Source organism: Leucobacter weissii (assembly GCF_017565745.1).
Lineage (GTDB): Bacteria > Actinomycetota > Actinomycetes > Actinomycetales > Microbacteriaceae > Leucobacter > Leucobacter weissii.
Map to the genome: position 1 here is coordinate 216,320 of NZ_JAGDYM010000003.1, position 26,760 is coordinate 243,079.

The window sequence follows — 26,760 nt, forward strand, 5'->3', positions numbered from 1 at the left end:
TCCATCGGGCGGAGGATCCGGGCCGATGGGCGGCGAGAACGCGCGTAGGCTTGGGAAGATGAGCGCGCGCACCCCCGAGGATCTGCTGCCCGAGTCGATGCTGCGGGGGTTCCGGGCGCGGGCGCCGCGGTACGACGCGCAGAACGTCTTCTTCGACGAGGATCTCGCGGAGCTGCGCGGGCGCGGCTATCTCGCCGCGCCCGTCCCGGTCTCCCTTGGGGGAGCGGGACTCTCGCTCGAGCAGCTGCTCGCCGCGCAGCGACGCCTCGCCGCGCACGCCCCCGCCACCGCGCTCGGCGTCAACATGCATCTCGTCTGGGTGCAGGTGGCGCGCTTCCTCCACGACCGCGGCGATGACCGCCTCGACTGGGTGCTGCGCGACGCGGTGCGGGGCGAGGTGTTCGCCTTCGGCATCTCGGAGGCCGGCAACGAGGCCGTCCTGATGGACGCGGGATCCTCCGCCGAGCGCCTGGGGGAGGGGGCGGGCTACCGCGTCAGCGGCACCAAGATCTTCACGACGCTCTCGCCGGTGTGGACCCGCCTCGGCGTGCACGCCCGCTGGGATCCCCCGCGCCCTTCGGCAGGTGCGGAGGGCGCGGCGGGCGTCGGCTCCGGGGGTGGGGATCCGCACCTCGTCTTCGGCTTCGTCAGACGCGACGGCGGGGTGCTCGCGGAGGGCGCCATCTCGCACCCGGGCACGTGGAACCCGCTCGGGATGCGCGCCACCCAGAGCCTCACCACCGCACTGGACGGCGTCCGGATCGCCGAGGACGACGTGGCCGCGCGGATCGCTCCGTACGACGGCAGCGATCCGTTGATCCTGGCGATCTTCTCGTCGTTCTCGCTGCTGACCGCGGCGGTCTACGCGGGGATCGCGGATCGCGCGCTGGAGCTCGCGACCGAGGCCGCGAATCGTTCCGCGCCGACCCCCGACGGCCGCGAGGGGATCCGGCTGGACGACCCCGACGTCGCCGCTCGCCTGAGCGACGCGGTGCTCGACCACCGGGCGAGTCTCGACGCCCTCGCCGTGCTCGCACGCGACGTCGACGCCGTGCGCGAGCGCGCGGACTGGTTCCTCGCGCTCGCCGCGGCCCGCAACCGGGTGACCGACGAGGCGCGCCGCACGGTCGATACGGCGATGCGGCTGGTCGGCGCCGCCGCCTACGACGCCGACGGCGAGCTCGCCCGCCTCTACCGCGACGTGCTGGCGGGCCTCTTCCACCCCTCGAGCTCCCGTGCGCTCGCCCGCACCGTGCGGGGATCGCTCGCCGCCGACCCCGGCTGAATCCCGGCGGCTCCCAGGCCGGTGTCCCGCACCGGTCTCGGCAAAACGACTCCCGGTGCGGGACACTTGAGTGCGCGCACCGGGAACGGCCGGGCGCACGACGAGCAAGGGGTTGATCGGACATGTCAGCGATCGTCGCTGCACACGGACCATTCGATGACGAGCGGGGAGCGCGCATGCTGGAGCGCATGCGGCACCGGGGACCGGACGGCGGGGAGGTCCGTCGAGGGGACGGGTGGTGGCTCGGCACGCAACGGCTCGCGATCGTCGCCCCCGACGCGTCGCCGATGACCGGGACGATCGACGGCGACGCACAGCTCTGGCTGGCCGGCGACGGCCAGATCTACAATCATCGCCGCATCCGGGATCGGCTGGGCCTCGAGGCGGACGGCGGCGCCCGCGGCGACGTCTCCGACCTCGATGCGGCGCTGAGACTCTTCGTCCGCGAGGGGGCCGGAGCGTTCGAACAGCTCTGGGGCGCGTTCGCGCTGGTGATCGCGGGCTCCGACGGGCGCTTCGCGGCCGCCCGCGACGTGCTCGGCATCGCCCCGCTGTACTGGGCGCGCCGCGGGGAGACGGTGCTCTTCGCCTCGGAGCTCAAGGCGTTCGACGAGGACTGGCGGGCGGACGTCGAGCCGTTCCCGCCGGGGCACGTCTGGACCCCCGGGACGGGGCTCGTCGAGGGGCCGGCGCTGCCCGGTTCCGGCCCCGTGCTGCTGGCGAGCCGGGATCCCCGGGAGGATCCGCCCGAGTGGGTGTTCGACGCCCTGCGCGAGACCCTCGTCCGGGCGGTCTCGCAGAGCCTCGACGTGGCGGCTCCGGCCGGAGTGCTGCTCTCCGGCGGTGTGGACTCCAGCATCGTCACCGCCATCGCGGCGCGGATCGTGCGTGAGCGGGGGAGCTGCCTGCCCAGCTTCGCGGTCGGCATGGCGGGCAGCCGGGATCTGCTGGCCGCCCGGGAGGTGGCGGAGCACGTCGGCACGGACCATCACGAGCTGATCTACACGGCCGAGGACGCGATCGCCCTGGTGCCGCGCGTGATCTCCGAGCTCGAGTCGTTCGACCCGACCCTGGTGCACAGCGCCGTGCCGCACCACCTGGTCGCCGAGCTCGCCGCCGAGCACGTCGAGGTCGTGCTGGCGGGGGAGGGAGCGGACGAGCTGTTCGCCGGCTACACGCATTTCGGCCTGCACGAGTCGGGCGACGAGCTGCACGGGGAACTGGTGGAGACGCTCGCCGGCATGCACATCGGCGGTCTCCAGCGGGTCGATCGCGTGGCCGCGGCCCACGGCGTCGAGCCGCGCATGCCGTTCCTCGATCTCGATTTCGTCGAGCTGGCGATGGCCATTCCCCCGGAGTGGAAGATGCTGCGGGAGGGCCGCCCGGCGAAGTGGCTGCTTCGGCGCGCGTTCGACGGCTGGCTGCCGGACGGCGTGCTCTGGCGCCGCAAGGAGCAGTTCGGTCAGGGCACCGGGATGAACACGGTGCTGCGAGAGCACTACGGCGCGCTCGTGGAGGCCGAGGATCTTCAGCGCGAATCCTCCCGCGTCGCGCCGCCGCTGCGCACGCGCGAGGAGCTCGCCTACTACCGCATATTCGCCGCCGCGCTGCCCGGCATCGACGCCGCGCGGAACGTGGGCCGCTTCATCGAGGCTTAGGGTGCACGAGGTCGCCCCGGAACCGATGTGAGAGCGATTCGCCCCGAAGTGCCCCTTCGGAAGAGGGCAAGGGGCACTTCGGGGCGACGGGGCGATGCACGTCTAGGAGATGAAGCCGTTCTCCTGCAGCCACGCCTCGGCGACGTCGCGGGGCTCCTCGCCGTCGTTGTCGACCTGGCCGTTCAGCGCGGTGACGACCTCGTTGGTCAGGGCCGTGCTGATCGGGGCGAGGATCTCGGCGATGATCGGGTGCTCGTCCAGCGTCTCCTGGCGCAGCGTGACGAGCCCGGCGTACTCGACGAAGAAGCTCTGATCGTCCTCGAGCACGGTCAGATCGTTCGTGATGATCCGGGCATCGGTCGAGAACACCTCGCCGAAGTTGCAGGACTCGCCGATCTGGGTGTAGATCAGGTTCAGGTCCAGCTCCGAGAGCGGGGAGAAGTCGATGCCGTAGGCCTCCTCGAGCCCGGGCAGGCCGTCATCCCGGTTGATGAACTCGCTCGCGGCGCAGAGGCTGGTCTCGGCCCCCGCGCCATCGCCGTAGGCGGCCGCGTCGCTCATCGTCGCGAGACCGTGCTCCGCGGCGAAGTCGGACTTCACCGCGATGCGGTAGGCGTTCTCGAAGTTCGCGGGCTCCAGCCAGGCGATGCCGTTGGCGGCGTCCGCCTCGGCGACCGCCGCGTGCAGATCCTCGGGCAGATCCTCGGTCGTGTTGCCGAGGTAGTTGACCCAGGCCGTGCCGGTGTAGTCCCAGTAGATATCGATCTCGCCGGTCTCCAGCGCCTCGCGCACGGTGGCGCTGCCCGAGATGCCGGTCTGATCCACGATCTCCGCTCCCGCGTTCTCGAGCGCGAGGGCGGTGATCTGTCCGAGCACATGGGACTCGGTGAACTCCTTGGAGCCCACCGTGATCGTGGTGCCGGCGAGTTCCCCGTCGCCCGCGGCGCCGTTCGTGGAGTCCCCGTCGGATCCTCCGCCGCACGCGGTGAGGGCGAGGGCGAGCCCGACCCCCGCGGCGGCGAGGGCGGTCGTCTTGCGCGATGTCTTCATCGTGTTCTCCTGTTCGTGTTACTGGTGGCGGATGGATCTGGACGGGGCGGGTGCCGGCCGACGGCGTCCTCGCCGCTGAGGGGGATGGCGGGGCGCTGCGCTAGAGACCGCGCGGGCGGAGCAGGTCCTCGGCGATTCCGGCGAGGTAGTCGATGGCGAGCGCGAGCACGGCGGTGAGCACCGCGCCGACGAGCTGCACGATGACGCGGTTCGTGGAGAGCCCGGCCACGATGATGTCGCCGAGCCCGCCCGCGTTGATGTACGTGGCGAGGGTCGCCGTGCCGACGTTGATGACGAGGGCGGTGCGGATGCCGGCGAGGATCACGGGCACCGCGAGGGGCAGCTCGATCCGCCCGAGCACGGTGAGCCGGGACATGCCCATGCCGCGGCCGGCCTCCAGCACCGAGGCGTCGACCTGCTCGAGGCCGACGATCGTGTTGAGCAGCACGGGGACGATCGCGTACAGGACCAGGCCGACGATCGCGGCTTCGAAGCCGACGAAGAGGAAGGCGACCGCGAGCAGTACGAGGATCGCGATCGTGGGCACCGCCTGCCCGAGGGTCAGCAGGGTGATCAGGTAGGGCCGGAAGCCGCGCGAGAACGGGCGGCTGAGCAGGATCCCGAGCGGCACCGCGATGACGAGCGTGAAGAGGGTGGAGACGCCGGCCAGCTGGATGTGCTGCCAGATGGCGCCGCTCAGCCGTTCCGGCGCGAGGGCGCGCGCTTCGATGGTGTCGAGCGTCTGATTCGAGACGGCGACGAAGAGCGCGAGGCACACCGCGGCGAGGACCAGCGGCATGGTGAGGTACCTGGCCCAGGACGATCTGCGCGGCTCGCGCACCGGGGCGGCGGCGGACTGAGCCGCGACGGTGCTCATCCCCCGCTCACCAGCCCGGCGCGCGACTCGCTGACCGCGGCGGCCCGCATATCGTGGATCGCCTCCTGGATCTGATCGAAATCGGCGACCCCCAGGTAGACCCCGTCGCCGTCGGTGACGGCGATGGCGCTGTACCGGGCCGTGATGAGCTCGTTCAGCGCATCGGCGAGGGTGGCGTGCGGCTCGACCGTGCCCGCGGCGCTGACCCCGATGCCGGCGAGTCCGCGCTCGCCGCCTCTGCGCAGATCGTCGGCCATCACCCAGCGCAGGGGGCGGCGCTCCGGGTCGAGCACGAGCAGCGCTCCCTCCTCGACCGAGCGGAGGAGCTCGAGCGCCCGGGCGGGGGTCTCCCCGACCGGGATCGTCGGCCACTGCCGCAGCGGGATCTCGGAGAGGCGCGTCAGGTTCAGCCGCTTGAGCGAGGCCCCCCGGCCGACGAAGTCCACCACGAAGTCGTTCGCGGGCGCGGTGAGGATCTGCTCCGGGGTGTCGTACTGGGCGATCCGAGATCCCTCCTGCAGGATCACGATGCGGTCGCCGAGTTTGATCGCCTCGTCGATGTCGTGGGTGACGAAGACGATCGTCTTGTGCAGCTCGGCCTGCAGGCGCAGCAGCTGGTTCTGCAGCCGGTCCCGGGTGATGGGGTCGATCGCGCCGAAGGGCTCGTCCATCAGCAGCACGTCCGGGTCGGCGCCGAGGGCGCGGGCCACCCCGATCCGCTGCTGCTGCCCGCCCGAGAGCTGCTTCGGGTAGCGGTCGCGGTACTCCTCGGGGGGCATGCCGACGACTCTCAGCAGTTCGTCGACGCGCGCGGCGATGCGGTCCCTCTTCCAGCCGAGCAGCTTGGGCACCGTCGCGATGTTCTCGCCGATGGTGAGATGCGGGAAGAGGCCGATCTGCTGGATCACGTAGCCGATGCGCCGCCGGAGCTGATCGGGGTTCGTCCGGGTGACGTCCTCGCCGTCGAGCAGGATCCGGCCCGAGGTGGGCTCGATGATCCGGTTGATCATCTTCATGGTCGTGGTCTTGCCGCAGCCGGACGGGCCCACGAACACCACGATCTCGCCCCGCCGGATCTCGAGGTCGAGATGCTCCACCGCATCACGGCTCTGCCCGGGGTAGCGCTTGGTGACGCCCTCCAGCCGGATCATGACCGGGGCGGGCTGGTCCTGGGTTGCGGTCATCGGATCCCCTTGGAAGTGGTCAGGCGGCGGACGATGTGGAAGAGGACGTCGAAGAGGATCGCGAGGATCACGACGCCCAGGGTCCCCGCCAGCACGAGGTCGACGGCGACCGGCGTGCCGACCCGGGCCAGACCGGTGAAGATGAACTCGCCGTAGCCCGGCCCGTTCACGATGGCGCCGATCGCGGCGATGCCGAGCAGCGTGAGCGTGGTCACCCGGATGCCCGTGATGATGACCGGCCAGGCGAGCGGCAGCTCGATGCGGAGCAGCCGCTGCCAGCGGCTCAGGCCGACGCCCCGGGCCGACTCGATGACCGCCGGATCGACGTTGTTCAGCCCCGCCACCGTGTTGCGCACGATCGGCATCAGGCCGTACATCGTCAGCGCGACGATGACCGGCTGCGCGCCCAGCCCGAGCGGGCCCAGCAGCAGGATGAAGAGGGCGAACGACGGGATGGTCAGCATCGCGCCGGTCAGCGCCAGGACGAAGCCGCGGGCCCGCTCGCTCCGGTAGGTGAGGAAGCCGAGCGAGATGCCGATGACGGAGGCGAGTACGACCGAGATCCCGACGACCGCGGCATGCCCGAGACCCATCTCGAGCATGTCGTCGCTGCGTTTGACGAGGAACTCGATGAACTCGATCGCGTGCTCCAATCGTCATGAGGGGCGGGTTTCAGGGCGTGGTCTCGGCGCAAGGCACCCGTCCAGCCTACGAGAAATCCGCCCGGTCGTCACATCGGAGCGCGCGGCGGCGGGGCGCTCGGAGGGCGCTCGACGTCGCAGGCCGGTCGCTCGCGATCCGCCCGCGACCGTCGGCAGGATGACCGCTCGCGATCCGCCTCAGCGTCGCATGCGGGCCGCCTCCGAACGGGCGTCGAGGTCCATTCTGAAGTAGGCGTCGCGGGCGAGCGCGCGCCAGAGCTGCACCGCCAGTGCCGGATCGTCCCGCTCGAGATCCTCGATCGCATCGGCTCGCAGCACCATCACCTCCACCCGGCCCTCCGCCTTCGCGGTGGTCTCCTGGCGGTCGTCGTCGCCGAGCGCCAGATCTCCGAAGGTCATGCCCGCGGTGAGCGTGCTGAGCCGCACCCGGGTGCCGTCGGCGTCGACCGCGGTGATGCCGACGGCGCCGGAGAGGATGAAGAACACGCCGCCGAAGCGCTGGCCGACCCGGCGCACCACGTCGCCGTCCGCGAAGGAGTGGCGCTCCATGAGCGCGGCGATGCGCCGCGTGTCGGTGTCGCCCAGCAGCGCCAGCGCGGGAGACGCCACCACGGGCACCGAGTCCGGTCGGGCCCCGGCCGCGCCGTACCGTTCGAGGAGCAGATCCTCGCAGTGGGCGACGGCCCGGTCCCTCGTGGCGAAGCGGGGCACCTCGCCGTCGGCGAAGGCGGGGTCGAGCCGGCCGTCCGGGTCGACGAGCACGAGTGCGCGCCCCTGCTCGGCGAGGCCGCGCCGCAGCTCCGCCAGCATCATGGTGGCGAGGCGGCTGATCTCGTCGACGTCGCGCACGTCCACGATGATCCACTCGACCTCGCGCGGCAGGCCGCTCAGCTCGCGGACCACCGATTCGGTCCCGGCGAAGAAGAGGTCGCCGGTGAGGCGGACGACCGCGGCCCGGTGGCCGTGCTCGGCCAGCGCCGCGGCGGCCTCCTCGGTCCGGCGGGTGGTCGACGGCTCCCGGTCGATCGTTCCGCTGGAGCGGATCGCCGACTGACCCGCGCGGGCGGATCGCACGAAGTGCATCTCCATGTCGCGCGAGATGCGCCGGCAGGTGGCCACCCCGCGCACGCTGTTCCCGTGCCGGTCGAGCGGCGGGGAGTAGACGGCGAGACCGGCCTGGCCGGGGAGCACGGCGATGATCCCGCCGCCCACGCCGGATTTCGCCGGCATGCCGACGCTCGCCACCCAGTCGCCCGCGTCGTCGTACATGCCGGACGTCATCATGACCGACAGCACCCGTTCCACGGCGTCGAGTCCGAGCGCCTCGGCACCGGTCACCGGATTGGTGCCGCCGTTGGCGAGGGTCGCGGCCATCATCGCCAGGTCGCGGCAGGTCACCTGGATCGCGCACTGCCTGAGGTACGTCTCCAGCGCTCGCGTGGGGTCGCCGTCGATCACGCCCGCCGAGCTCAGCAGATAGGCGAGGCCGTGGTTCCGGTCGCTGTTGGCGAGCTCGGTGCGGAACACGCGTCCGTTGCTTCCGAGCGGCCGGCCGGCGAAGAGGGAGTAGTGCTCCTCGATGCGCCGGATCGCGGAGCGGCCGCCCGAGCCCTTGAGGAGGGAGGCCACCGCGAGCGCCCCGGCGTTGATCATGGCGTTCGCCGGGCGGCCGCCGGCGCCGCCGAAGGAGAGTTCGTGGAACGCCTCTCCCGAGGGCTCGACGTCGACCTTGGCGTCGACCGCGTCGAAGCCGTGATCGGTGAGGGCGAGCCCGTAGCTCAGCGGCTTGGAGATGGAGTGCAGCGAGAACTCCTTCGCGGTCGCCCCGACCTCGTAGACGTAGCCGTCGACGGTGGCGAGGGCGATGCCGAAGTCCCCGGCGGCGTCCGTGTCGTCGGGGGCGGCGAGGGCGTCCGTGCGACCGGCGGAGTAGGGCGCGCCCTCCTCCAGCCGGGCGAGGTCGGCGTGCACCCGGCGCAGATATTCGAGGATCGGCGACTGCATAGGGGTGAGACTATCTGAACACCGGGCATGACGCGGCGGTGACGATCAGACGTCCCTCGCGTCCGTGTCGACGATCTCGGGCCGTTCGTCGACACGGCCCGCGGCGACCCTCGGATCGGGCAGGTCTGCTCGGCGGCCGGGACGGATCAATCCGACAGCGGCTCGAGTCGCCGTGACACCCACGGCCAGAAGGCGTCGGCCCACACCTCGTAGCCGCGATCATTGGGGTGGAAGGCGTCCGCCGCGAACTCCGTGAGGATGCCGGGCAGGCTCCGCGCGCGCGTCGCCGCGTAGAGGGGGGCGACGCTCAGTCCCCGCGCGCCCGCGATGCGATGCAGGATCCGGTTCGCCTCGTGGACCTTGCGATCGTTCCAGGGCAGGTGGAAGCAGGGCAGCTCGGCGACGATCGTGTGCGCGGGAAGCGCGGCGAGGATGCTGCTGAGGCTGCGGTGGAAGCGCACCGGATCCCAGTTCGCGATGTCGTTGGCGCCGATCGCGACGGTGACGAGCTGCGGCGCGGTTCGCAGCGCCCCCGCCGCGCGCGGGATCTGCTCCGTCGCGCACTGCTGCGAGGTGGCGCCGGAGACGGCGAGGTTCGTCACGCGGATCGGGGCGCCGAGCCGTGCCTCGATCCGGTGGACGAGCTGGCCGACGTAGCTGCGCCCGGGAGCGGAGGCCCCGATGCCCTGCGCGGTCGAATCGCCGAGCGCGAGGTAGTGGAAGTCGCGGATCAGCTGGCGGCGCTGCTGCCACCAGGCCGCGCTCGGACCCTGCGTCGGGATGAGCGCCTGGGCGGGGCGATCGGCCCAGGCGAAGAGGCGCCCCCAGCCGGCGCGCCGCGCGAGCTGCCAGGTCGACACGCGGACGAGCGCGAGCAGCCCCGCGGCGACCTCGCCGCGGGGCATGCGCGCGTCGCTCGGACCGGGGACGGAGGCGCCTCCGGGGGCCGACGGCGGCTGCGTCGTCGGCGGCGCCACCTACTTCGCCACGCCGGGATGCGTCATCGAGAGCAGGTCGAGCGCCTGGTCGAGGTCGGCCTCGCTCACCTCGCCGCGCTGCACGTAGCCGAGGTCCACGACCGCCTCGCGCACCGTGATGCCCTTGGCCACGGAGTGCTTCGCGATCTTCGCGGCCGCCTCGTAGCCGATCAGACGGTTGAGCGGGGTGACCGTCGAGGGGCTCATGCCGGCGAGCGCGGCGGCGCGCTCGAGGTTCGCCTGCAGGCCGTCGACCGTCTTGTCGGCGAGCACGCGGGAGGCGTTCGCGAGCAGGCGGATCGACTCCAGCAGTGCGGTGCCGATCACCGGGATCTGCACGTTGAGCTCGAAGGAGCCCGAGGCGCCGGCCCAGGCGATGGTGGCGTCGTTGCCGATGACGCGCGCGGCGACCATCAGCACGGCCTCGGGAACGACCGGGTTGACCTTGCCCGGCATGATCGAGGATCCGGGCTGCAGGTCCGGGATGTGCAGCTCGCCGAGCCCGGTGTTCGGGCCGGAGCCCATCCACCGGAGGTCGTTGTTGATCTTGGTGAGCGACACCGCGATCGTGCGCAGCGCGCCGGAGGCCTCGACCAGCCCGTCGCGATTGGCCTGCGCCTCGAAGTGGTTGCGCGCCTCGGTGATGGGCAGCCCGCTCGACGCCGCGATCTCGGCGATGACCTTCTCGGGGAAGCCGAGCGGCGTATTGATGCCGGTGCCGACCGCGGTGCCGCCCTGGGGCACCTCGGCGACGCGCGGCAGGGCCGCCTCGATCCGTTCGATGCCGTAGCGGATCTGCGCGGCGTAGCCGCCGAACTCCTGACCGAGGGTGACGGGCGTCGCGTCCATCAGGTGGGTGCGTCCCGGCTTCACCGCGCTCTTCCACAGCTCGGCCTTCGCCTCGAACGCCTCCGCCAGGTGACCGAGCGCCGGGATCAGCTGCTCGAGCAGCGCGCCCGTCACCGCGATGTGCACGGAGGTGGGGAACACGTCGTTCGACGACTGCGAGGCGTTGACGTGATCGTTCGGATGCACGGGCGCGCCGAGGTGCTTCGAGGCGAGCGTGGCGAGCACCTCGTTCGTGTTCATGTTCGACGAGGTGCCGGAGCCGGTCTGGTAGGTGTCGACGGGGAACTGATCGTGGTGGGCGCCGTCGATCACCTCGTCGGCGGCGGAGACGATGGCATCGGCGATGCCGCCCTCGAGGATCCCCAGCTCCTTGTTGGCGATCGCGGCGGCCCGCTTGATGCGCGCGAGGGCCACGATCTGGGCGGGCTCGAGCCCGGTGCCCGAGATGGGGAAGTTCTCCACGGCGCGCTGCGTCTGCGCGGCGTAGAGGGCGTTCTTGGGCACCCGCACCTCGCCCATCGTGTCGTGCTCGATGCGGTATTCGATCTCTTCGGTCACTGTCTTCCTTGCTTCCTGTGATGGCGGCGCCCCCTGAGCCTGTCGCAGGGGACTGGGATCGTTGCGTCCCCTTCGACAGGCTCGGGGTCCGGGTTGTGGTTCAGGATCCGGTCGCGGTTCAGTCGAGCGCGGTGAGCGCGATGTCGAGCGGGCCGACCGCCGTGTACGGCACCGCGCGACCCTCGGTGAGCCGGTACTGGCAGCCGACGACGCCGAGCCGCCCGCGATCGACCGCGTCGCTGATGGCGCGGGATCCTCGGAGCAGCTCGTTCACCGTGGCGGCGAGGTGGATCCTCCCCACCGCGTTCGCGTCGATGAGGGCCGCGTCGGCGTAGGGCGTGTCGTGGTGCCGGCGGTGCCAGAGCTGCTGCACGGCGGGCTGGATCGGGGCCAGGGTGTTCTGCACCGCGGCGGTGACGGGTGAGGGCTCGCGGCCCGACTGGTCGATCGCCGCCGCGACCGCGCCGCAGGAGTCGTGAGCGAGCACGACGATGAGCGCTGAGCCGAGTGCGGTCACCGCGTACTCCATCGACGCGACGATCGACTCGGCGACCACGTGGCCCATGTTCCGGGCGATGAAGAGATCCCCGAGGCCGCAGTCGAAGATGATCTCCGCGGCGAGCCGCGAGTCCGAGCATCCGAAGAGGGCGATGTCGGGGGTCTGGGTGTTGACCAGTTCCGTGCGCCGTCCGACATCCTGGTTGGGGTGGTGGGAGTCGCCGCTGACGAACCGCTCGTTGCCCGCGATGAACGCGTCCCAGGCCTGCTGCGGGGTGACGCGGGTTCCTGTGCTCACGGGGTCTCCTCTGCTTCTGCTTCTGCTTCGTCCGCTCCGGCCGGTGCGGACGCGTCCAGCCGGTCGGACACTTCCGCGGCCAGCGCTCGGAGCTCGCCCGGGGCGTCCGTGCCGTAGACGAGCACGGCCTCGTCGCCGACGCGGGTCTCGAGTCCGAAGATCATGTTCGCCTCGTCGGGGTTGCGCTCCGGATGGTCGTACACGGTCCAGTCGAGACCGCCGATCCGCTCCGCGCCGGTCGGGGTCTGGGCCTCGAGCTGCTGCGCGATCCAGGTGTCGTCGACCGGCGCCGCCGTCTCGGTGAAGGCCTGCACCACCGCGGCGTAGGCGCCGTTCGCCGTGGTGTAGCCGATGTACCAGTAGCGGATGTCGCCGCTCGGAGCCGAGCGCACCTCCGCCTGCTTGGCCAGCCAGCCCTCCGGCACCTCGGGCGCGACGAGCGTGCGCGAGGCGGACGCCGCCGCCGCGGATGCCGCCGCGGGGACGTCGACGGCGTGCCGGCTCCAGGTGTCCGTACCGCGCGGCACGACCAGCACGATCACGATCGAGAGCGCCACGGTGACGATGAGCGAGAAGACGAGGTTGTTGACGGTCTTGCGCTGCCGGTAGAGACGGCTGTTCTCGGCCTTGCGCGCGGCGGTCTCCGCGGGCGTCTCCGGGCGGCCGAGCTCGGCGACGACGACCGGCGGTCTCTGCGTGCCTGTCATGCCGGGCGATCGCCCTCGGCCGTCGGATCCGCGGGCTCGGCTGTGCCGTCCGCGCTCCCGGCCCCGGTCCCGGCCCGGGCCGCCTCCAGCCGTTTGCGCGCGCCGAGCAGCCACTCCTCGCAGCGCGCCGCCAGGGCCTCGCCGCGCTCCCAGAGCTTCAGCGACTCCTCGAGGGTGGCGCCTCCCTGCTCCAAGCGGTTCACGACCTCGATCAGCTCGTCGCGCGCCTGCTCGTAGCCGAGGGACGCGGTGTCGATCGCAGCGGTTTCTGCCATGCGCCCAATCCTACCCGCTGGCGCGGGAGCCGGCAGGGCGCCCGCGGGCGGGCGGGCGTTCACATCCCGTTCACCGGAGGAGGGATCCGTTCACCCGCAGGACAGATTGCGGCCATCTGCGATCGTCACGCTAGTGGGCGTTTGCCCCTCGCTCATGAACACCGGGAAAGAAGCGCCATCTTGAGTCTCACGCCGAACTCCGGCCCCGCACGAACCCTCTCCCGCGTCTCGCGCCGACTGGCGGTCCTCGTCACGGCGGCCGCGCTGTCCCTGACCGGCATCGCGACCGTTCCGTCCGTCGCCCACGCGGCGACCATCGACGGCCTGGACGGCACCGGCTCGAGCGAGGATCCGTTCGTCATCGACTCCGCGGAGCATCTCGACGCGGCGGCGGCGGCCGTCAACGACGGCTTCGAGGCGTACGGGTCGCTCCATTACCGCCTGGGCGCGGACATCGACTACCGCGGCGCGACCTTCGACACCTTCGCGAGATTCTCGGGGGTGTTCGACGGGAACGGCCACGCGATCGAGAACCTGACCCTGAAGCCCGGCTCTGCGGTGGACTCGTCGGATGCCAACGCGACCCAGACCGGGTTCGCGCAGATCCTCACCGGGACGATCACCGGACTGACCCTGCGGAACGTCGTCGCGGTCACCGCAGGGGGCACGTCCGCCCGCGTCCAGCAGGGGGCGTTCGCGGGGCGGATATCCGGTGCGACGATCACGCGATCCGCGTTGATCTCCGCGGAGGTGAAGACACCGGCGAACATCGAGAACTCGTCGGCGGTCGGCGGCCTGGTGGGCAAGTCGGTCGGAGCCGGCAACACGATCGCGGACAATCTGATCTCGGACGTCGAGGTGTTCAGCGACAAGCGGGTCGGCGGCGTGATCGGCTGGCAGAACTCCGCGGCGGACGTGTCGAACACTCTCATCGTCGACACCCGGGTCACGCAGAACGGCAGCTCGGGAGCAGGGGCGGCGTTCATCGCCGGGCATACGGTGTTCGCGGGAGCGCTGACCGGGAACGTGGTGATCTCCGGGAGGATCACGCAGTCCGCTCCCGCGAGCTACGGCTGGGTCCGATCCGGCAGCGGTGGCACCTCCTCGGGCAATCTGGTCAATGCCGACAACAACATCGATCCCGCCGCGCCGGTCGGCCACACCTCGGCGCCCGACCCGAACCCCTTCGACGTCTTCTGGTCGGGCTCGTCCGCCCTCGACACCGCCGGCCAGTGGACGGTGGGCGACCTGGGGCAATACGCGACGCGCGAGGAGCTCGGCGCCGCGTCGACGTATACCGATCTGGGCTGGGATTTCGAGAACGGTTGGCGCTGGGACGCCGAAGCCGGGCACCCCGTTCCGCAGAGCGCACCGAGCATCACCACCGCGCTCACGAGCCTGACCATCGGCCTCGGCGACGTGCAGAGCGAGGCGCAGATCCTGAGCGCCCTGGGCGCATCGGCGGATCGCGGCACCCCGACGATCGACCTGACGGACGTCGACTTCCATACCGAGGGCGTGTACCGGACGGCTGTGCTGGTGACCGAGGGGCGCTTCACCAGCTCCGTGCCCGTCGAGATCACCGTCACCGCGCTCCCGTTCATCACGGTCGCCGAGACCTCGGTCTCGTACCGGGCGGGCAGCGCGCCCACCCCGGCAGAGGTGCTCGACGCGATCGGCGCCAGCACCGACCGCGGGGTGCTCGGCATCGACCTGAGCGGCGTCGACTTCGCCGTCCTCGGGAGCTACGAGGCGAAGGTCACGGCGACCGACGGCGCCGACGAGGCGAACCCGGTGACGGTGACGATCAACGTGACCCCCCTTGCGGGCGCAGGCACCGCGGCGTCGCCGTACCGCATCGACTCGGTCGCCGACCTCGACGCGGCGGCCGCGTTCGTCAACGCCGACGCCGCCGGGAGCGGCGCGGCGGCCGCGCGCTACCGGCTGACCGAGGATCTCGACTACGGCGGCGCCGCTTTCGCCGGATTCACCCGCTTCTCCGGCGTGTTCGACGGCGCCGGCCACGCCGTCAGCGACCTCGAGATCGTCGCCGAGGGCAACCCCGGCGCGGGCTTCTTCGCCGAGCTCGTGGGCGCCGAGGTCACGGGGCTGACGCTCGCGGACGTCGACATCACCAACACGGTGGGCACCAGCCGCGCCGGGATCATCGCCGCCAGCGCGGCGAACTCGAAGATCGAGCGGAACACGATCCTCGGCGGTTCGGTCACGCTCGACTTCGCGACGGGCGCCAACAACGGCCAGGCCGCCGGCGTCGTCGCGAGCACGAGCAACGGCACGAGGATCTCGGACAACCTCGTCATGAACAGCACGGTGCGCGGCGCGAAATACGCCGCGGGCATCAGCGCCTACCCCCTGAACAACCAGGGGAACGCCGTCGTGAACAACCTCCTCGTCGACGTGACGGTCTCCGCGCGCGCGGCGGGCGCCGGGTCGACCGTCGGCCTGATCAACGCGCAGGGCGGCACCGGGGTCGACGTGTCGGGCAACGCGGTGATCCGGGGCGGGGTCGGCTCCGACACCGCGGCCGCAGTCGAGAACATCATCCCGGTGTCGCTGGAATCCACGGCCTCCACGGTCAACCGCGTGAGCGCCGCCACCTCGATCACGCCCAAGGGCGCCCGGATCCCCACCGCCGCCCAGGTCGCCGAGCTCCCCGCCGCGAGCAGCGAGGAGACCTATGCGGCGCTCACCTGGGGCTTCGACGCGGAGTCCGGGCCCTGGGCCTGGGACGACTCCCGGGCCCATCCCGTGCCGGCGGCATCCGTGTTCCCGAGCGCGCCCGTCTCCATCGACCTCGCCGGAGGCGTCGACGGCGGCGCCAACCCCGCCGCCCACGGCTACGGAGCCACCACCAGGCTGGTCGCCCCCACGCGCGAGCACCACGTCTTCGCCGGGTGGACCGGCACCGGGATCACCGGCGCCGCGACCGAGGTGACCCTGCCCCGGTATCCGAGCGAGGCGCTCGCCTACACCGCGACCTGGACCGCGATCGAGTTCACGATCGCCTACGATCTGGCCGGCGGGACAGCGCCCGACGGCAATCCGGGCTCCTATACCGTCGACTCGGAGCCGTTCTCGCTGAAGAACCCGACCCGCACGGGATACGCCTTCGCCGGGTGGACCGGCACCGGGATCACGGGCGCCTCCGACGCGGTGACCGTCGCCTCCGGCTCGACCGGCAACCGCGCCTACGCGGCGACCTGGACGCCCGTCGCCTACGGGATCGACTACGATCTCGCGGGCGGCGCGGCCGAGGGCGCGAACCCGCCCGCCTTCACCGTCGAGACCTCGACGTTCGCGCTCACGAACCCGAGCCGCCCCGGATACTCTTTCGCCGGATGGACCGGCACGGGTCTCCCCGAGCCGACGAGGACGGTGACCGTCCCGGTCGGATCGACCGGGGCGCGGAGCTTCACCGCCACCTGGTCGCCCGTGTCCTACGACCTCATCTACGAGCTGGCCGACGACGAGGACTTCGCCGAGGAGCCCCGCGGCTCGTACTCGATCGAGTCCGAGGCCTTCACGCTGCCCGCCCCGGTTCGCCCGGGCTACACCTTCACGGGATGGACCGGAACCGATCTGACCGAGCCGACGCTCTCCGTCGGCATCCCGGCCGGATCGATCGGAGATCGCAGCTACGCGCCCACCTGGAGCCCGACCGAGTACTCGATCCGCTACCAGCTGCGGGGCGGCACGATCGCCGCGGGCAACCCGAGCCGCTACACCGTCGAGTCGGCTCCGTTCGTCCTGCGGCAGCCCACGCGCCTCGACTACACCTTCGCCGGCTGGTCGGGGCTCGGCGTGACGCGCACCGCGCTGACCGTGCCCTCCGGCACCACGGGCGACCTCGCCTTCGCCGCGAACTGGAAGAAGCGGGCCAAGACCGTGTCGTCGCTCTCCGTCTCCTACGCCAAGAAGCCGAAGACGCAGCGGAACCACTCGGCCGTCTCCGTCACCGTGCGCACCGCCTCCGGCTACACTCCCGCCTCAGGCTCGCTGAGCGCCAAGGTGACGGGCAAGGTGAAGAAGAAGGTCGGCAAGAAGACCAGGTGGGTCCGGGTGAGCAAGACCGTCAGAGGCAAGCTCGCAGCGGGTCGGGGCACCGTCAAGATTCCCCGCGGCCTCCGGACGGGCAGCTACAAGCTGACCGTCGCCTATCACGGCAACTCGGTCTACAAGAAGGGCGCGGCCAAGGCGCTCACCCTTCGCGTCAAGAAGAGGTGATCCCGATGCTCACACGTGCTCGCAGCCTCGCCCTGGTCGTCGTGGCGGCCCTGTTCGGCACGATCCTGGTGGCGGCGAGTCCCGCGGCGGCGGCGACCATCCCCGGGCTCCCCGGCACCGGCTCCGCCGGCGATCCGCTCGTGATCGACTCGGCCGAGGATCTCGATGCCGCCGCGCAGTCGGTGAACGCGGAGCCCGGCGCCTACGGCTCGCTGCACTACCGCCTGGACGCCGACATCGACTACCGGGGCAGGACCTTCACCCCGTTCGCCGCGTTCTCGGGCACCTTCGACGGCAACGGGCACGCCGTCAGCAATCTCGCGATGGCGGCGACGGACACCCGCGTCGGGTTCTTCGTGAGCGTCAACGGCGGGACGGTCAAGGACCTCACCCTCCGCTCGGTGCAGGTCACCCACACCTCCGAACTGGAGACGCCGGGCCGCCTGTACGGCGCCATCCTGGTCGAGACGGCCAACAACGCGGTGATCGAGGGCAACTCCCTCATCGACTCGAGCTTCACCGCGCTCAGCGAGGCGACCAACTCCTACGCGGCGGGCCTGGTGCGCGGGGCGACCGGCACCACGGTGGTGAGGAACAACTACCTCAACGGCGTCACCGTGAACGCGCCGACCAAGTACGTCGGCGCGGTCGCGTTCGTGGCGACCGGGACGGCCTCGATCCTCAACAACCTCGTGCTGAACACGCGCGTCACCCAGGGCGCGCAGGGCGCCGCCGGCCAGGCCGCGTTCATCGTGACGACGTGCACGACCTCGACGGTCACGGTCAAGGGCAATGCGGTGCATTCGGGGTGGCTCTACCAGAACGCCTCGAACAACACCTACTACTACGGATGGATCACCGCGCAGGGGCAGAACTGCCGGCACTCCGACAACCTCACCAACTCCAACAACAACCGCAACTTCAACGCGGAGGGCCACGTCGAGCAGCCCGTGCGCACCCGCGGAACGGGATCGTACGACCTCGCCTGGGACAGCGACTTCGAGCTGGTCTCCTCGTCCCTGCTGACCTGGAACCACGGCGTCGACGGCGCACCGACCACCAGGGAGCAGCTGGAGACGCAGTCCACCTACGAGGGCATCGGCTGGGACTTCGCCGTGGGCTCGGGGAAGTGGCGCTGGGAGCCGGCGATGCAGCATCCCGTCCCCGCGCGTGCGAGCATCGCCCCCTTCATGCGGGCGGGCATCCCCGGTGCCGGCACGGCGGCGTCGCCGTACCAGATCGACTCGCCCACCGATCTCGAGGCGATGCGCGCGGCCATCAGCTCGAACTCCGACGCCTACGGCGGCGCCAACTACCGGTTGACGGGGGACATCGATCTCGCGGGCGCCGAGTTCGTCGGCTTCGACGCCTTCTCCGGCGTGATCGACGGCAACGGGCATGTCGTCTCCGACCTCGTGTACGCGCCGAGCGAGACCTCCGACGACCTCGCGTTCATCCGGGATCTCAGGGGAGTGGTGCGCGGTCTCACCCTCGCCGATGTCTCGCTGGCCCCCGTCGCGGGCACCGGGAGCGTGGCGGGCGTCGCGATCCGCGCCGAGGGCACGCCGGCCAAGCCGGCGACCATCACCCGGACGCAGCTCCGCGACGCGGCGCTCATCGCGCCGGGTGCGGCGCGCGGCGCCGGGCTCGTGGCGGAGAGCGGCGGGCGGGGCGTCGTCAGCGACAACGACGTCGACGTCGAGATCGAGGTGGACGGACTCGCCGCGGGCGCGGTCGGCCGTGCGGCCGATGAGACGGCGGTCCGCAACAACCTGATCCGGAGCGCGAGTCTCCGGGGGGCGGCGAGCGCGGCCGTCGTGGGCGAGCGCGTCGGCTCGGCGGTCGCGGTGGCCGGCAACGTCGTGGTCGGCGACGACGACGGCCTGGACGAGCACCACAAGACCACGTACACCGGTCTGGGGTGGGACTTCGTCGACGCCTGGATGTGGGATCCCGTCGCTCAGCTCCCGCGGATCAAGTACGTGGCCCCCGAGGAGAAGCCGAACCGGATCACCGCGACCTTCCACGGCGATCCCGAGACCCGTCGCGCGTTCACCTGGTACCAGAACGTCGACATGGTCGAGCCCGGCGCCATCGTGAGCACCGATCCGAGCTTCCCCGAGGACGCGACCGCGACGGTGACCGCGACGGCGGAGGTCAGCAACGAGGGCGAGGCGTTCTATCGCGCGATCGCCACCGGTCTCACCCCGGGGCTGACCTACCACTATCGCGTGGGCGACGCCTTCACCGGCAAGTGGAGCGAGACCGGCACGTTCGAGACCGCCGACGGGGGCGACGACTTCACCTTCATCAACGTGACCGACACCCAGGCGCGCGGCGGTGCGAGCGAGGCCGTGGTGTCGGCCAACACCATCTCCGAGGCGCTGAAGACCGCGCCGGACGCCGAGTTCATCGTCCACGGCGGCGACGTCGTGCAGACGAGCGAGGAGGAGAACGACTGGATCGAGCTCTTCGGCTACGCGCAGGAGAGCCTGCTCGCGACCACCGTCGCGCCCGTGTCGGGCAACCACGATGCGGGCAAGGACGAGTTCACCCAGCACTTCACGCTCGACGCCGCCGGCGACCAGGACACCTCGACCGGTGTCTACTACTCCTACGACTACAACGACGCGCACTTCGTGATGCTGAACACGAACGAGGGGCGCGACGGCCACAACGCCTACGACATGGGCGACCTCGACTACGAGCCCATCAGCGACGAGCAGCTGGCGTGGATCGAGAGGGACGTCGAGCAGGCCCGCGAGCGCGGGGCGAAGTGGATCATCCTCACGACGCACAAGGGCCCCTACACCGCCGGCGCGCACGCGGCGGACCCCGACATCCTCTCGATGCGCGACCGCCTCGTCCCGCTCATCGACGAGCTCGACATCGACCTCGTGCTGCAGGGCCACGACCACTACTGGACGCGAACCCAGGCGCTGCGAGCCGATCCCGATTCGCCGGTGAAGGCGAAGACCGTGGACTCCGACGTGATCACCGAGGTCGTCTCGGGCATCCGTGTCGACTACAAGGTCGACCAGGAGGGCGCGGTCTACGTCACCCCGGGGACCGCCGGCTCGAAGCACTACGGCCAGCTGCAGGGCATCGCCGAGGGCGACGCTCCGTTCGGCAACGAGGACTATCTCGATCTCTTCGACCGGCTCGGCGGCGGCGTGCGGTTCAGCAGCAACACCCACGAGTCGTTCCTCGAGGTCGCGGTGAGCGACGGGCGGCTCACCGTCAACCGGCACGAGGTGGGCGCCAACGACAAAGCCACCTTCGCCGAGGGCTTCGGCATCGATCGGGAGATCACGCCGGTGCAGCGTCAGATCGGCGAGCTCCCGGAGGCCTCACGGGTCGCCCTCTCCGACGAACCGGCCGTCGCGGCTGCGCGCGCCGCCGTGAAGCGGCTCACCAAGGTGCAGCGCGCGCACCTGACGAATCTCGAGCGACTCCGGGAGGCCGAGGACGCGCTGCGCGAACTGCGCGGCACGACGTCGTCCGACGGGTCCAAGGTCGCCTGGGCGGATCCCGGCGCGAGCGAGCGCCAGCCGCTCACCGTGACCAACGACCAGCGCCGAGACCTCACCGACGTGCCCGTGCGCCTCGTCATCGAGGACACCCCCGACGTGTCCGCGGAGACCTTCTCGCTGAGCACGTCGCGCAGCGTTCCGGTCTCGTTCGAGATCGAGAGCTGGGCGCCCGGCGGCACGTCGGTCGTGTGGGCGAAGCTCGAAGAGCTCGAGAAGCGGTCGTCGCAACTCCTCTGGGCCTATTTCGGGGGCTCGGGCGCGCCCGAGAACGATCCCCGAGACGTCTGGAGCAACCAGTTCGAACTGGTCGAGCACTTCGCGAACAGCGTCGAGCCGGGAGGTGCTCTCGTCGATTCGACCGGTCGGGTCTCTGGCACGCTCGTCGGATCCGAACTCGTGTCGAGCACCGGCGCGGGGGCGGGCCTCGAGGGCGGAGGATCGGTGCGCTTCGAGGCTTCGCGCCTGCAGTACGGCGGCAACATCGGCAAGAACAACCGTGAGTTCACGCTCTCCGCGGTGCTCAGCCTGACCCCCGAGGACATCGCTGCCATCGGCAGCGGCACGGCCTCGCTCGTCGCGCGCAAGGCCCCCGGCGACGAGGATCCGACGCTGCGGCTCGGCATCCGCAAGGCCGACGGCCTGGTGGACACCCTGACGCCCTACGGCAGTGCGACCTCGCCCCTCGCGAAGGACGGCGAGCCGCACCTGCTGACGATGACCTTCGACGGCCTGACCTATGCGGTGTTCCTCGACGGCGTCGAGGTGCACTCCGCCATGGGCGAGGGGCGCATCTTCCCGAACCTCCCCGGCGTGCCGCTCACCATCGGCGACGGCGAGGTGGATCCCGAGGATCCGAACCGCCTCGTCTCGCCCTTCTCGGGCGTCGTCGACGAGGTGTGGATCGCGAGCAACGAGTTCATCCCGGAGTTCGACGCCTTCCGCGCCGACAACTACTTCGGCGACGCGGTGACCCCGGGCAAGCGCGAGAAGCAGGCGGACGACGGCCTGCTGCTCACCCTCGGCGCGCCCGGGAACGGCGCGTCGGTCGAGGCCGGCAACGTCGAGGTGTTCGGGGCGGTGACGAAGCGCTCGGTGCTCGAAGCGAAGATCGACGGCGAGTCGGTGTTCTCGCAGCGGGTCGACTCGGGCACCTTCGCCGTGCACGTGCCCGTGGTGCAGACCGGCGAGGAGGTCGAGGTGATCTTCACCGCGACCTCGACGGCGGACGAGGGCCTCGTCTCCGAACCGGAGACGCTGACGCTGCAGGTCGCCGACACGACGGCGCCGGCGGTCCCGCTGACGAGCGCCGAGAAGCCGGCGAACCAGGCGCTCAAGCTGCAGGTCACGCCGCAGACCGACGTTCCCGAACGGGTGCGCGCGCAGTTCTACGCGAACGACTCGGTCGCGCTCGACGCCGGGAACGCGGTGGTTCGGGCGGGATCGACGAAGGATCGCGTGCCCGATGCGATCACCCCGACCAGCGGAACCATCACCTCGGACCTCACGCCCGAGACGGTCGGAGCGGACGAGAACCCCTATCAGATCTACCGGATCGCCCTGACGGAGGAGCAGGCCGCCCAGGGGGAGTGGCACTTCTCGTGGCGGGGCACCGCCGATACGCGCACCGTGTCGGCCTGGGTCTGGGACACGGCCGCGAACGAGTGGGCGCTCAAGGAGTCCGACGCGAGCCCCGAAGGCGGAACGGTGAACCTCGACGTGCGGGCCGGCGCGGCGGACCGCGCCGTCGACGAGAACCGCACCCTCACGGTGCTGGTCTGGCGCGGCCTCACCGAGGAGCCGTGGGCGCAGGGCGTCGACTTCGACAACCGGGTGCCCTCCGCCGACGACTACGACTGGTCCTTCAACCACGTGGGCGACACGCAGCTCTACACCGAGGCCACGCCCTGGACGATGACCGAGCAGTTCGAGTACATCCGCGACAACGCCGAGGCGAAGAAGACGGCGATGGTCATCCAGGCCGGCGACTGGGTCAACCGCGAGGAGTACGAGGACGAGTGGCAGTGGAAATCCGCCGAGCCCTCCGCGCGGATCCTCGAGCAGGCGAAGCTCCCCTTCGCGATCTCCTGGGGGAACCACGACTACAACGAGCGCTACAACGGGCGCCAGCTGCTGCCGAAGTACTTCCCGATGGAGCGATTCGAGAACAGCCTCGAGGGATCGCCGTGGACGTTCGGGGGCAGCAACGACATCGACAACTACTACTACACCGGTGAGATCTCAGGTGCGAAGATCCTCTGGCTGCAGGTGGGCTTCTGGTCGGCGGAGCACGACGATACGCCCGGGATCAAGTGGGCGAAGAGCGTGATCGAGGCGCATCCGGAGCACACGGTGATCCTCTCCACCCACCACCACCTGTGGGCGCGCGACGTGCAGAACCCGTACTCGAACCCCCGGGTCAACACCGAGCTCATCGATCCGTACCCGAACGTCAAGCTCGTGCTGAGCGGGCACCAGTCGGGCACCTTCGTGTCGTCGCGGATCAACGATCACGGCGTTCGCACCTACGGGATCCTCTCCGATTATCAGACGCGGGCCTGGGGCGGCCACGGCTACCTGAAGAACCTGAGCGTCGATGCCGAGAACGGCCTGATCCACGTGAACACCTACAGCCCCTGGCTGCAGAAGACCACGTCCGAGGGGCGCTGGAGCCAGCCGATCCCGCTCACGGCCGAGGAGGGGTACCACGGCGAGAACTCCGAGAACTACGTCATCGAGCTCGACCTCGGCGGAGAGCAGACCCGCACGCTGGACACCTCGCGGGTGACGTTCGCCTCGGGTGAGCCCGAGAAGCTGGGGGATCCGGTCCCGCTTGTCGGCGACGAGCGCGGCGAGGTCGAGTTCGCCCCCGAGCTCGACGTGGATCAGGAGTGGTACGCGGTCGTCACGGACGCGGCGGGCCATGCCACCGCGTCGAAGACCAGCGTGATCCGACGGGTGGCCTCGCACAGCATCGGCTACGACCTCGCGGGCGGGACCGTGGAGGGGGCGGCGAACCCCGAGGCCTACTCGGCCGAGGACGACGCCATCGCGCTGACGAACCCGAAGCGCTCGGGGTACACCTTCGTCGGCTGGACGGGAACGGGCCTGTCGTCGCCGAGCACCGACGTGACGATCCCGGCCGGATCCAGCGGCGATCGCAGCTACACGGCGCACTGGAAGCTGACCGAGTACCCGCTGGAGTACGACCTCGGGGGCGGGTATCTCACCTCGGCCAATCCCAAGAGCTACACCATCGAGTCCGAGGCCATCGCGCTGAGCAAGCCGCGCCGCACGGGCTACGCCTTCGCGGGATGGACCGGCACCGGGCTCGACGAGCCGACGGCGTCGGTCGAGATCGCCGCCGGCTCCACGGGCGCGCGCAGCTACGCCGCCACCTGGACCCCCGTCGGATTCCCGATCGTCTACCGGCTCGGCGGCGGCACGGCGACGGGCAACCCGACGAGCTACACCGTGAGATCCGACGGGTTCACGCTGGTGAACCCGACCCGCCCGGGCTACACCTTCGCCGGATGGACGGGCACCGGGCTGTCGAAGCGGACCGTGAAGGTCACCGTGCCGAGCGGCACGCGCGGTGCGCTCACCTACACGGCGAACTGGACCCGCAAGGCGAAGGCCAAACCGGGTGTCTCGGTGAAGATCAACTCGGCGGGCAAGAAGCGGCCGTCGAGTGCGACCGTGACCGTGAAGACCGCGGGCGGGTACGCGCAGCCGAGCGGTCGGGTGACGCTCAAGGCGACCGGCAAGATCGCCAAGAAGGTCAAGGGCAAGAAGCGCAGCGTGACGGTCACGCGCACGGCTTCGGCGTCGCTCAGGGCGGGCAAGGCGACGGTGCGGCTGCCGAAGGGCCTCGCGAAGGGCAGATGGAAGGTGACGGCGAGCTACGCCGGGAACGATCAGTACCGCTCCGGCTCCTCCCGGGCCGTGACGCTCCGGATCCGCTAGAGCCGCCCCTCGCGGCGTCAGCGCCTCCGCCGCTGACGCCGCGAGGGGCGGCCTCGCTCCGCCGCGCAGGTGATTGACATATCATCTATCGATCGCTACCTTGGTCTCCCGAGGGGGACCCGTGACGAAACGCAGTGGATCAACCGGCAGGCGCCGCTCACCCGACCGGGGTGAACTGCTCGTCTGGCGCGATTACATCGAGACATCGGGCGCCGTGAAGCACGCTCTCGCGGCGGACTTCCAGGCGACCTCGGGGATCACCCCCAGCGACTACGGAGTGCTGCTCGCGCTCAGCGAAGCGCCCGAGCGCCGGCTGCGCTCGTCGGAGCTCGCGAAGGTCATCGGCTGGGAGCGCAGCCGGCTCTCGCACCTGCTCGGCCGAATGGAGCGCCGCGGTCTGATCGAGCGCCGACGCGTGGCCGGCGACGCGCGCGGGGCCGCCGTGCAGCTCACCGACGACGGCGCCCGGCTCTTCCGCAAGAGCTCGGCCTCGCATCTCCGGGTGGTCCGGGAGGTCTTCATCGACGCCTTCACGCCCGAACAGCTGGACGCGATGCGGGTCGCGACGCAGGCGCTGCGAGAGCACCTGAGCGGTCGCGCCGCGCCCTCGGACTGCTGAGGTCCCGGCCCCCGCCCCCGCTTCACCACGAGAGAAAGTCAGGATCGTCATCATGCTCATCGCCCTCTGGATCATCACCGTCCTCCTCGCCATCGCCTTCCTCGGCGCCGGCGGGCTCAAGCTCGTCAAACCGCGCAGCGCGCTGATCGACGGCGGCATGCCGTGGGCCGCCGACTTCTCCGCGGGCTTCATCAAGACCATCGCTGCGCTCGAGGTCCTCGGAGCGCTCGGCCTGATCCTGCCGCTCGCCACGGGGATCGCCCCGGTACTGGCGCCGATCGCGGCGATCGGCGAGGCGATCCTCATGATCGGCGCGGTCGTCGTGCACGTGCGCCGGAAGGAGCCGTTCCTCCCGCCGCTCGTGCTCGGACTGCTCTCGGTCGTCGCGGCTGTCCTCGGACTACTCGTCCTCTGAGCGACTCGGGTCGCGTCGCGGGGCCCGGATGCGCGCGTACGGCTCCGGGTCAGGTGCGCGCCGTCGGAGGTCCCTCGTCCGCGGGGGAGGCGGTCGTCACCGCCTTGCGCCCGAGCTTGGCCCAGGAGCTGCGGATCATGCGCTGGATCGAGCTGTCGAGCGCGACGGCGACGATGAGCGTGGCGCCCACGAGTATGGTCTGGAGGAACGGGGAGGCCTGGAGGAACACCAGTCCCGCTCGGAGCACGCGGAAGAACAGGAGGCCGGCGACCACGCCGCTGATGCGGCCGACGCCGCCCTCGAACGCGACGCCGCCCAGCAGCACGACGGTGAGGGCCTCGAGCTCGAGGCCCGAGCCGATCGTCGGGTTGGCCGATTGCACCTTGGCGGAGAGGAGCAGGCCCGCGAACGCCGCGAACGCGCCCGATGCGACGAACAGCAGGAACCGGGACCGCTTCACATCGATGCCCATCAGTCTCGCGGCGCGCTCGTTCCCTCCGATCGCGCGGACCTCCTTGCCGAACTTGGTGCGGTTCAGCACGTACCATCCCAGCAGGATGACCGCGATCAGTGCCACGATCTGGATCGGCACGGGTCCGACCTTGAGCGTTCCGATCGCGCGGAAGGCGTCGGGCAGCTCCGAGCGCGGGATGGTCCTGCCCTCCGAGAGCAGCAGCGCGAATCCTCCCCAGACGCTGAGCGCGCCCAGGGTCACCACGAAGGAGTTGAGCCTGAGATAGGACACGAGGAATCCGTTGAGCGCGCCGGCCGCGATTCCTGTCGCGATCCCGACGAGGAAGCCCAGCGAGGTCGAGCCGGTGGCGCTCATGGCCATGCCGCCCGTGATCGCGGCCGCCGAGGCGACGGCTCCGACCGAGAGGTCGATCGTGCCCGACATGATGAGGAAGGCGGCGGGGATCGCGATGATCCCGAGTTCGGCCGCCTGCATCAGGATGCTCTGGCCGTTCGCGAGGGTGAAGAAGTTGGGGCGCAGGATGGAGAAGACCGCGACGAGCACGATCAGGGCGAGGAAGATCCCGTTCTTCGCGACGAAGATCTTGAGGCGTTCGGCGTTCATGTCTGTTCTTTCCGGTTCGGGAGGC

At 70.8% G+C, this 26,760-nt stretch carries 17 protein-coding genes; 6 read left to right on the forward strand and 11 right to left on the reverse strand.

Features of this window, described 5'->3' with window-relative positions; translation table 11 throughout:
• Window positions 1–58: 58 nt before the first annotated feature.
• Both J4H92_RS01885 and J4H92_RS01890 read left to right on the forward strand, forming a co-directional pair.
• The gene (locus J4H92_RS01885; RefSeq protein ID WP_208095338.1) at window positions 59–1,285 is read left to right on the forward strand and encodes an acyl-CoA dehydrogenase family protein; all 1,227 of its coding nucleotides are present in this window, start codon (window positions 59–61) and stop codon (window positions 1,283–1,285) included.
• Between the two features lie 176 nt (window positions 1,286–1,461).
• Window positions 1,462–2,943 (forward strand): asparagine synthase-related protein, encoded by a 1,482-nt coding sequence (locus tag J4H92_RS01890; RefSeq protein WP_243751877.1) that lies wholly within the window; start codon window positions 1,462–1,464, stop codon window positions 2,941–2,943.
• A gap of 102 nt (window positions 2,944–3,045) precedes the next feature.
• Here the strand turns inward: J4H92_RS01890 and J4H92_RS01895 are convergent, their stop codons facing one another.
• From J4H92_RS01895 to J4H92_RS01940, 10 genes are all read right to left on the reverse strand, one after another.
• Window positions 3,046–3,993, reverse strand: a complete 948-nt coding sequence (locus tag J4H92_RS01895) for a glycine betaine ABC transporter substrate-binding protein (RefSeq protein ID WP_208095342.1) — start codon at window positions 3,991–3,993, stop codon at window positions 3,046–3,048.
• Between the two features lie 100 nt (window positions 3,994–4,093).
• A complete protein-coding gene (locus tag J4H92_RS01900) occupies window positions 4,094–4,870 on the reverse strand; it encodes an ABC transporter permease (protein WP_208095345.1) in 777 nt (258 codons plus the stop codon).
• Entirely contained in the window at window positions 4,867–6,054 is a 1,188-nt protein-coding gene (locus tag J4H92_RS01905; protein WP_208095346.1) for an ABC transporter ATP-binding protein, read from the reverse strand. The genes J4H92_RS01900 and J4H92_RS01905 overlap by 4 nt, the downstream gene beginning before the upstream one ends.
• Window positions 6,051–6,707 carry an ABC transporter permease gene (locus J4H92_RS01910; protein ID WP_243751878.1) on the reverse strand — a complete coding sequence of 219 codons (657 nt, stop codon included), beginning with the start codon at window positions 6,705–6,707 and terminating at the stop codon, window positions 6,051–6,053. The genes J4H92_RS01905 and J4H92_RS01910 overlap by 4 nt, the downstream gene beginning before the upstream one ends.
• 186 nt (window positions 6,708–6,893) lie before the next feature.
• Window positions 6,894–8,720, reverse strand: a complete 1,827-nt coding sequence (glsA, locus tag J4H92_RS01915) for a glutaminase A (RefSeq protein ID WP_208095348.1) — start codon at window positions 8,718–8,720, stop codon at window positions 6,894–6,896.
• Window positions 8,721–8,866: 146 nt separating this feature from the next.
• Window positions 8,867–9,625 carry an SGNH/GDSL hydrolase family protein gene (locus J4H92_RS01920; protein ID WP_208095350.1) on the reverse strand — a complete coding sequence of 253 codons (759 nt, stop codon included), beginning with the start codon at window positions 9,623–9,625 and terminating at the stop codon, window positions 8,867–8,869.
• A 72-nt stretch (window positions 9,626–9,697) separates the two neighbouring features.
• Window positions 9,698–11,104, reverse strand: coding sequence for an aspartate ammonia-lyase (locus tag J4H92_RS01925; RefSeq protein ID WP_208095352.1), 1,407 nt, complete (start codon window positions 11,102–11,104; stop codon window positions 9,698–9,700).
• A gap of 118 nt (window positions 11,105–11,222) precedes the next feature.
• Window positions 11,223–11,900 carry a carbonic anhydrase gene (locus J4H92_RS01930; protein ID WP_208095354.1) on the reverse strand — a complete coding sequence of 226 codons (678 nt, stop codon included), beginning with the start codon at window positions 11,898–11,900 and terminating at the stop codon, window positions 11,223–11,225.
• A complete protein-coding gene (locus J4H92_RS01935) occupies window positions 11,897–12,607 on the reverse strand; it encodes a DUF4245 family protein (protein ID WP_208095356.1) in 711 nt (236 codons plus the stop codon). The genes J4H92_RS01930 and J4H92_RS01935 overlap by 4 nt, the downstream gene beginning before the upstream one ends.
• The gene (locus tag J4H92_RS01940) at window positions 12,604–12,882 is read right to left on the reverse strand and encodes an exodeoxyribonuclease VII small subunit (protein ID WP_208095358.1); all 279 of its coding nucleotides are present in this window, start codon (window positions 12,880–12,882) and stop codon (window positions 12,604–12,606) included. Before J4H92_RS01940 ends, J4H92_RS01935 begins: the two co-directional genes overlap by 4 nt.
• Window positions 12,883–13,062: 180 nt before the next feature.
• Here J4H92_RS01940 and J4H92_RS01945 point away from each other — a divergent pair, with 180 nt between their 5' ends.
• The 4 genes from J4H92_RS01945 to J4H92_RS01960 all read left to right on the forward strand — a co-directional run bounded on the left by J4H92_RS01945 (window position 13,063) and on the right by J4H92_RS01960 (window position 25,657).
• The gene (locus J4H92_RS01945) at window positions 13,063–17,127 is read left to right on the forward strand and encodes an InlB B-repeat-containing protein (protein WP_208095359.1); all 4,065 of its coding nucleotides are present in this window, start codon (window positions 13,063–13,065) and stop codon (window positions 17,125–17,127) included.
• Between the two features lie 5 nt (window positions 17,128–17,132).
• Window positions 17,133–24,623, forward strand: a complete 7,491-nt coding sequence (locus tag J4H92_RS01950) for a metallophosphoesterase (RefSeq protein WP_208095361.1) — start codon at window positions 17,133–17,135, stop codon at window positions 24,621–24,623.
• Between the two features lie 121 nt (window positions 24,624–24,744).
• Window positions 24,745–25,242, forward strand: coding sequence for a MarR family transcriptional regulator (locus J4H92_RS01955; RefSeq protein ID WP_208095363.1), 498 nt, complete (start codon window positions 24,745–24,747; stop codon window positions 25,240–25,242).
• A gap of 52 nt (window positions 25,243–25,294) precedes the next feature.
• Window positions 25,295–25,657 carry a DoxX family protein gene (locus J4H92_RS01960; protein WP_208095366.1) on the forward strand — a complete coding sequence of 121 codons (363 nt, stop codon included), beginning with the start codon at window positions 25,295–25,297 and terminating at the stop codon, window positions 25,655–25,657.
• A gap of 49 nt (window positions 25,658–25,706) precedes the next feature.
• Here the strand turns inward: J4H92_RS01960 and J4H92_RS01965 are convergent, their stop codons facing one another.
• Window positions 25,707–26,735, reverse strand: a complete 1,029-nt coding sequence (locus tag J4H92_RS01965) for an ABC transporter permease (protein ID WP_208095368.1) — start codon at window positions 26,733–26,735, stop codon at window positions 25,707–25,709.
• Between the last annotated feature and the right edge of the window lie 25 nt (window positions 26,736–26,760).

What these genes read in the sequence shown, in the direction of transcription:
- J4H92_RS01885 (WP_208095338.1), top strand. Translation starts at nt 59, where the DNA reads ATGAGCGCGCGCACCCCCGAGGATCTGCTGCCCGAGTCGATGCTGCGG.
- J4H92_RS01890 (WP_243751877.1), top strand. Translation starts at nt 1,462, where the DNA reads ATGCTGGAGCGCATGCGGCACCGGGGACCGGACGGCGGGGAGGTCCGT.
- J4H92_RS01895 (WP_208095342.1), bottom strand. Translation starts at nt 3,993, where the DNA reads ATGAAGACATCGCGCAAGACGACCGCCCTCGCCGCCGCGGGGGTCGGG.
- J4H92_RS01900 (WP_208095345.1), bottom strand. Translation starts at nt 4,870, where the DNA reads ATGAGCACCGTCGCGGCTCAGTCCGCCGCCGCCCCGGTGCGCGAGCCG.
- J4H92_RS01905 (WP_208095346.1), bottom strand. Translation starts at nt 6,054, where the DNA reads ATGACCGCAACCCAGGACCAGCCCGCCCCGGTCATGATCCGGCTGGAG.
- glsA (WP_208095348.1), bottom strand. Translation starts at nt 8,720, where the DNA reads ATGCAGTCGCCGATCCTCGAATATCTGCGCCGGGTGCACGCCGACCTC.
- J4H92_RS01920 (WP_208095350.1), bottom strand. Translation starts at nt 9,625, where the DNA reads ATGCCCCGCGGCGAGGTCGCCGCGGGGCTGCTCGCGCTCGTCCGCGTG.
- J4H92_RS01935 (WP_208095356.1), bottom strand. Translation starts at nt 12,607, where the DNA reads ATGACAGGCACGCAGAGACCGCCGGTCGTCGTCGCCGAGCTCGGCCGC.
- J4H92_RS01940 (WP_208095358.1), bottom strand. Translation starts at nt 12,882, where the DNA reads ATGGCAGAAACCGCTGCGATCGACACCGCGTCCCTCGGCTACGAGCAG.
- J4H92_RS01950 (WP_208095361.1), top strand. Translation starts at nt 17,133, where the DNA reads ATGCTCACACGTGCTCGCAGCCTCGCCCTGGTCGTCGTGGCGGCCCTG.
- J4H92_RS01960 (WP_208095366.1), top strand. Translation starts at nt 25,295, where the DNA reads ATGCTCATCGCCCTCTGGATCATCACCGTCCTCCTCGCCATCGCCTTC.
- J4H92_RS01965 (WP_208095368.1), bottom strand. Translation starts at nt 26,735, where the DNA reads ATGAACGCCGAACGCCTCAAGATCTTCGTCGCGAAGAACGGGATCTTC.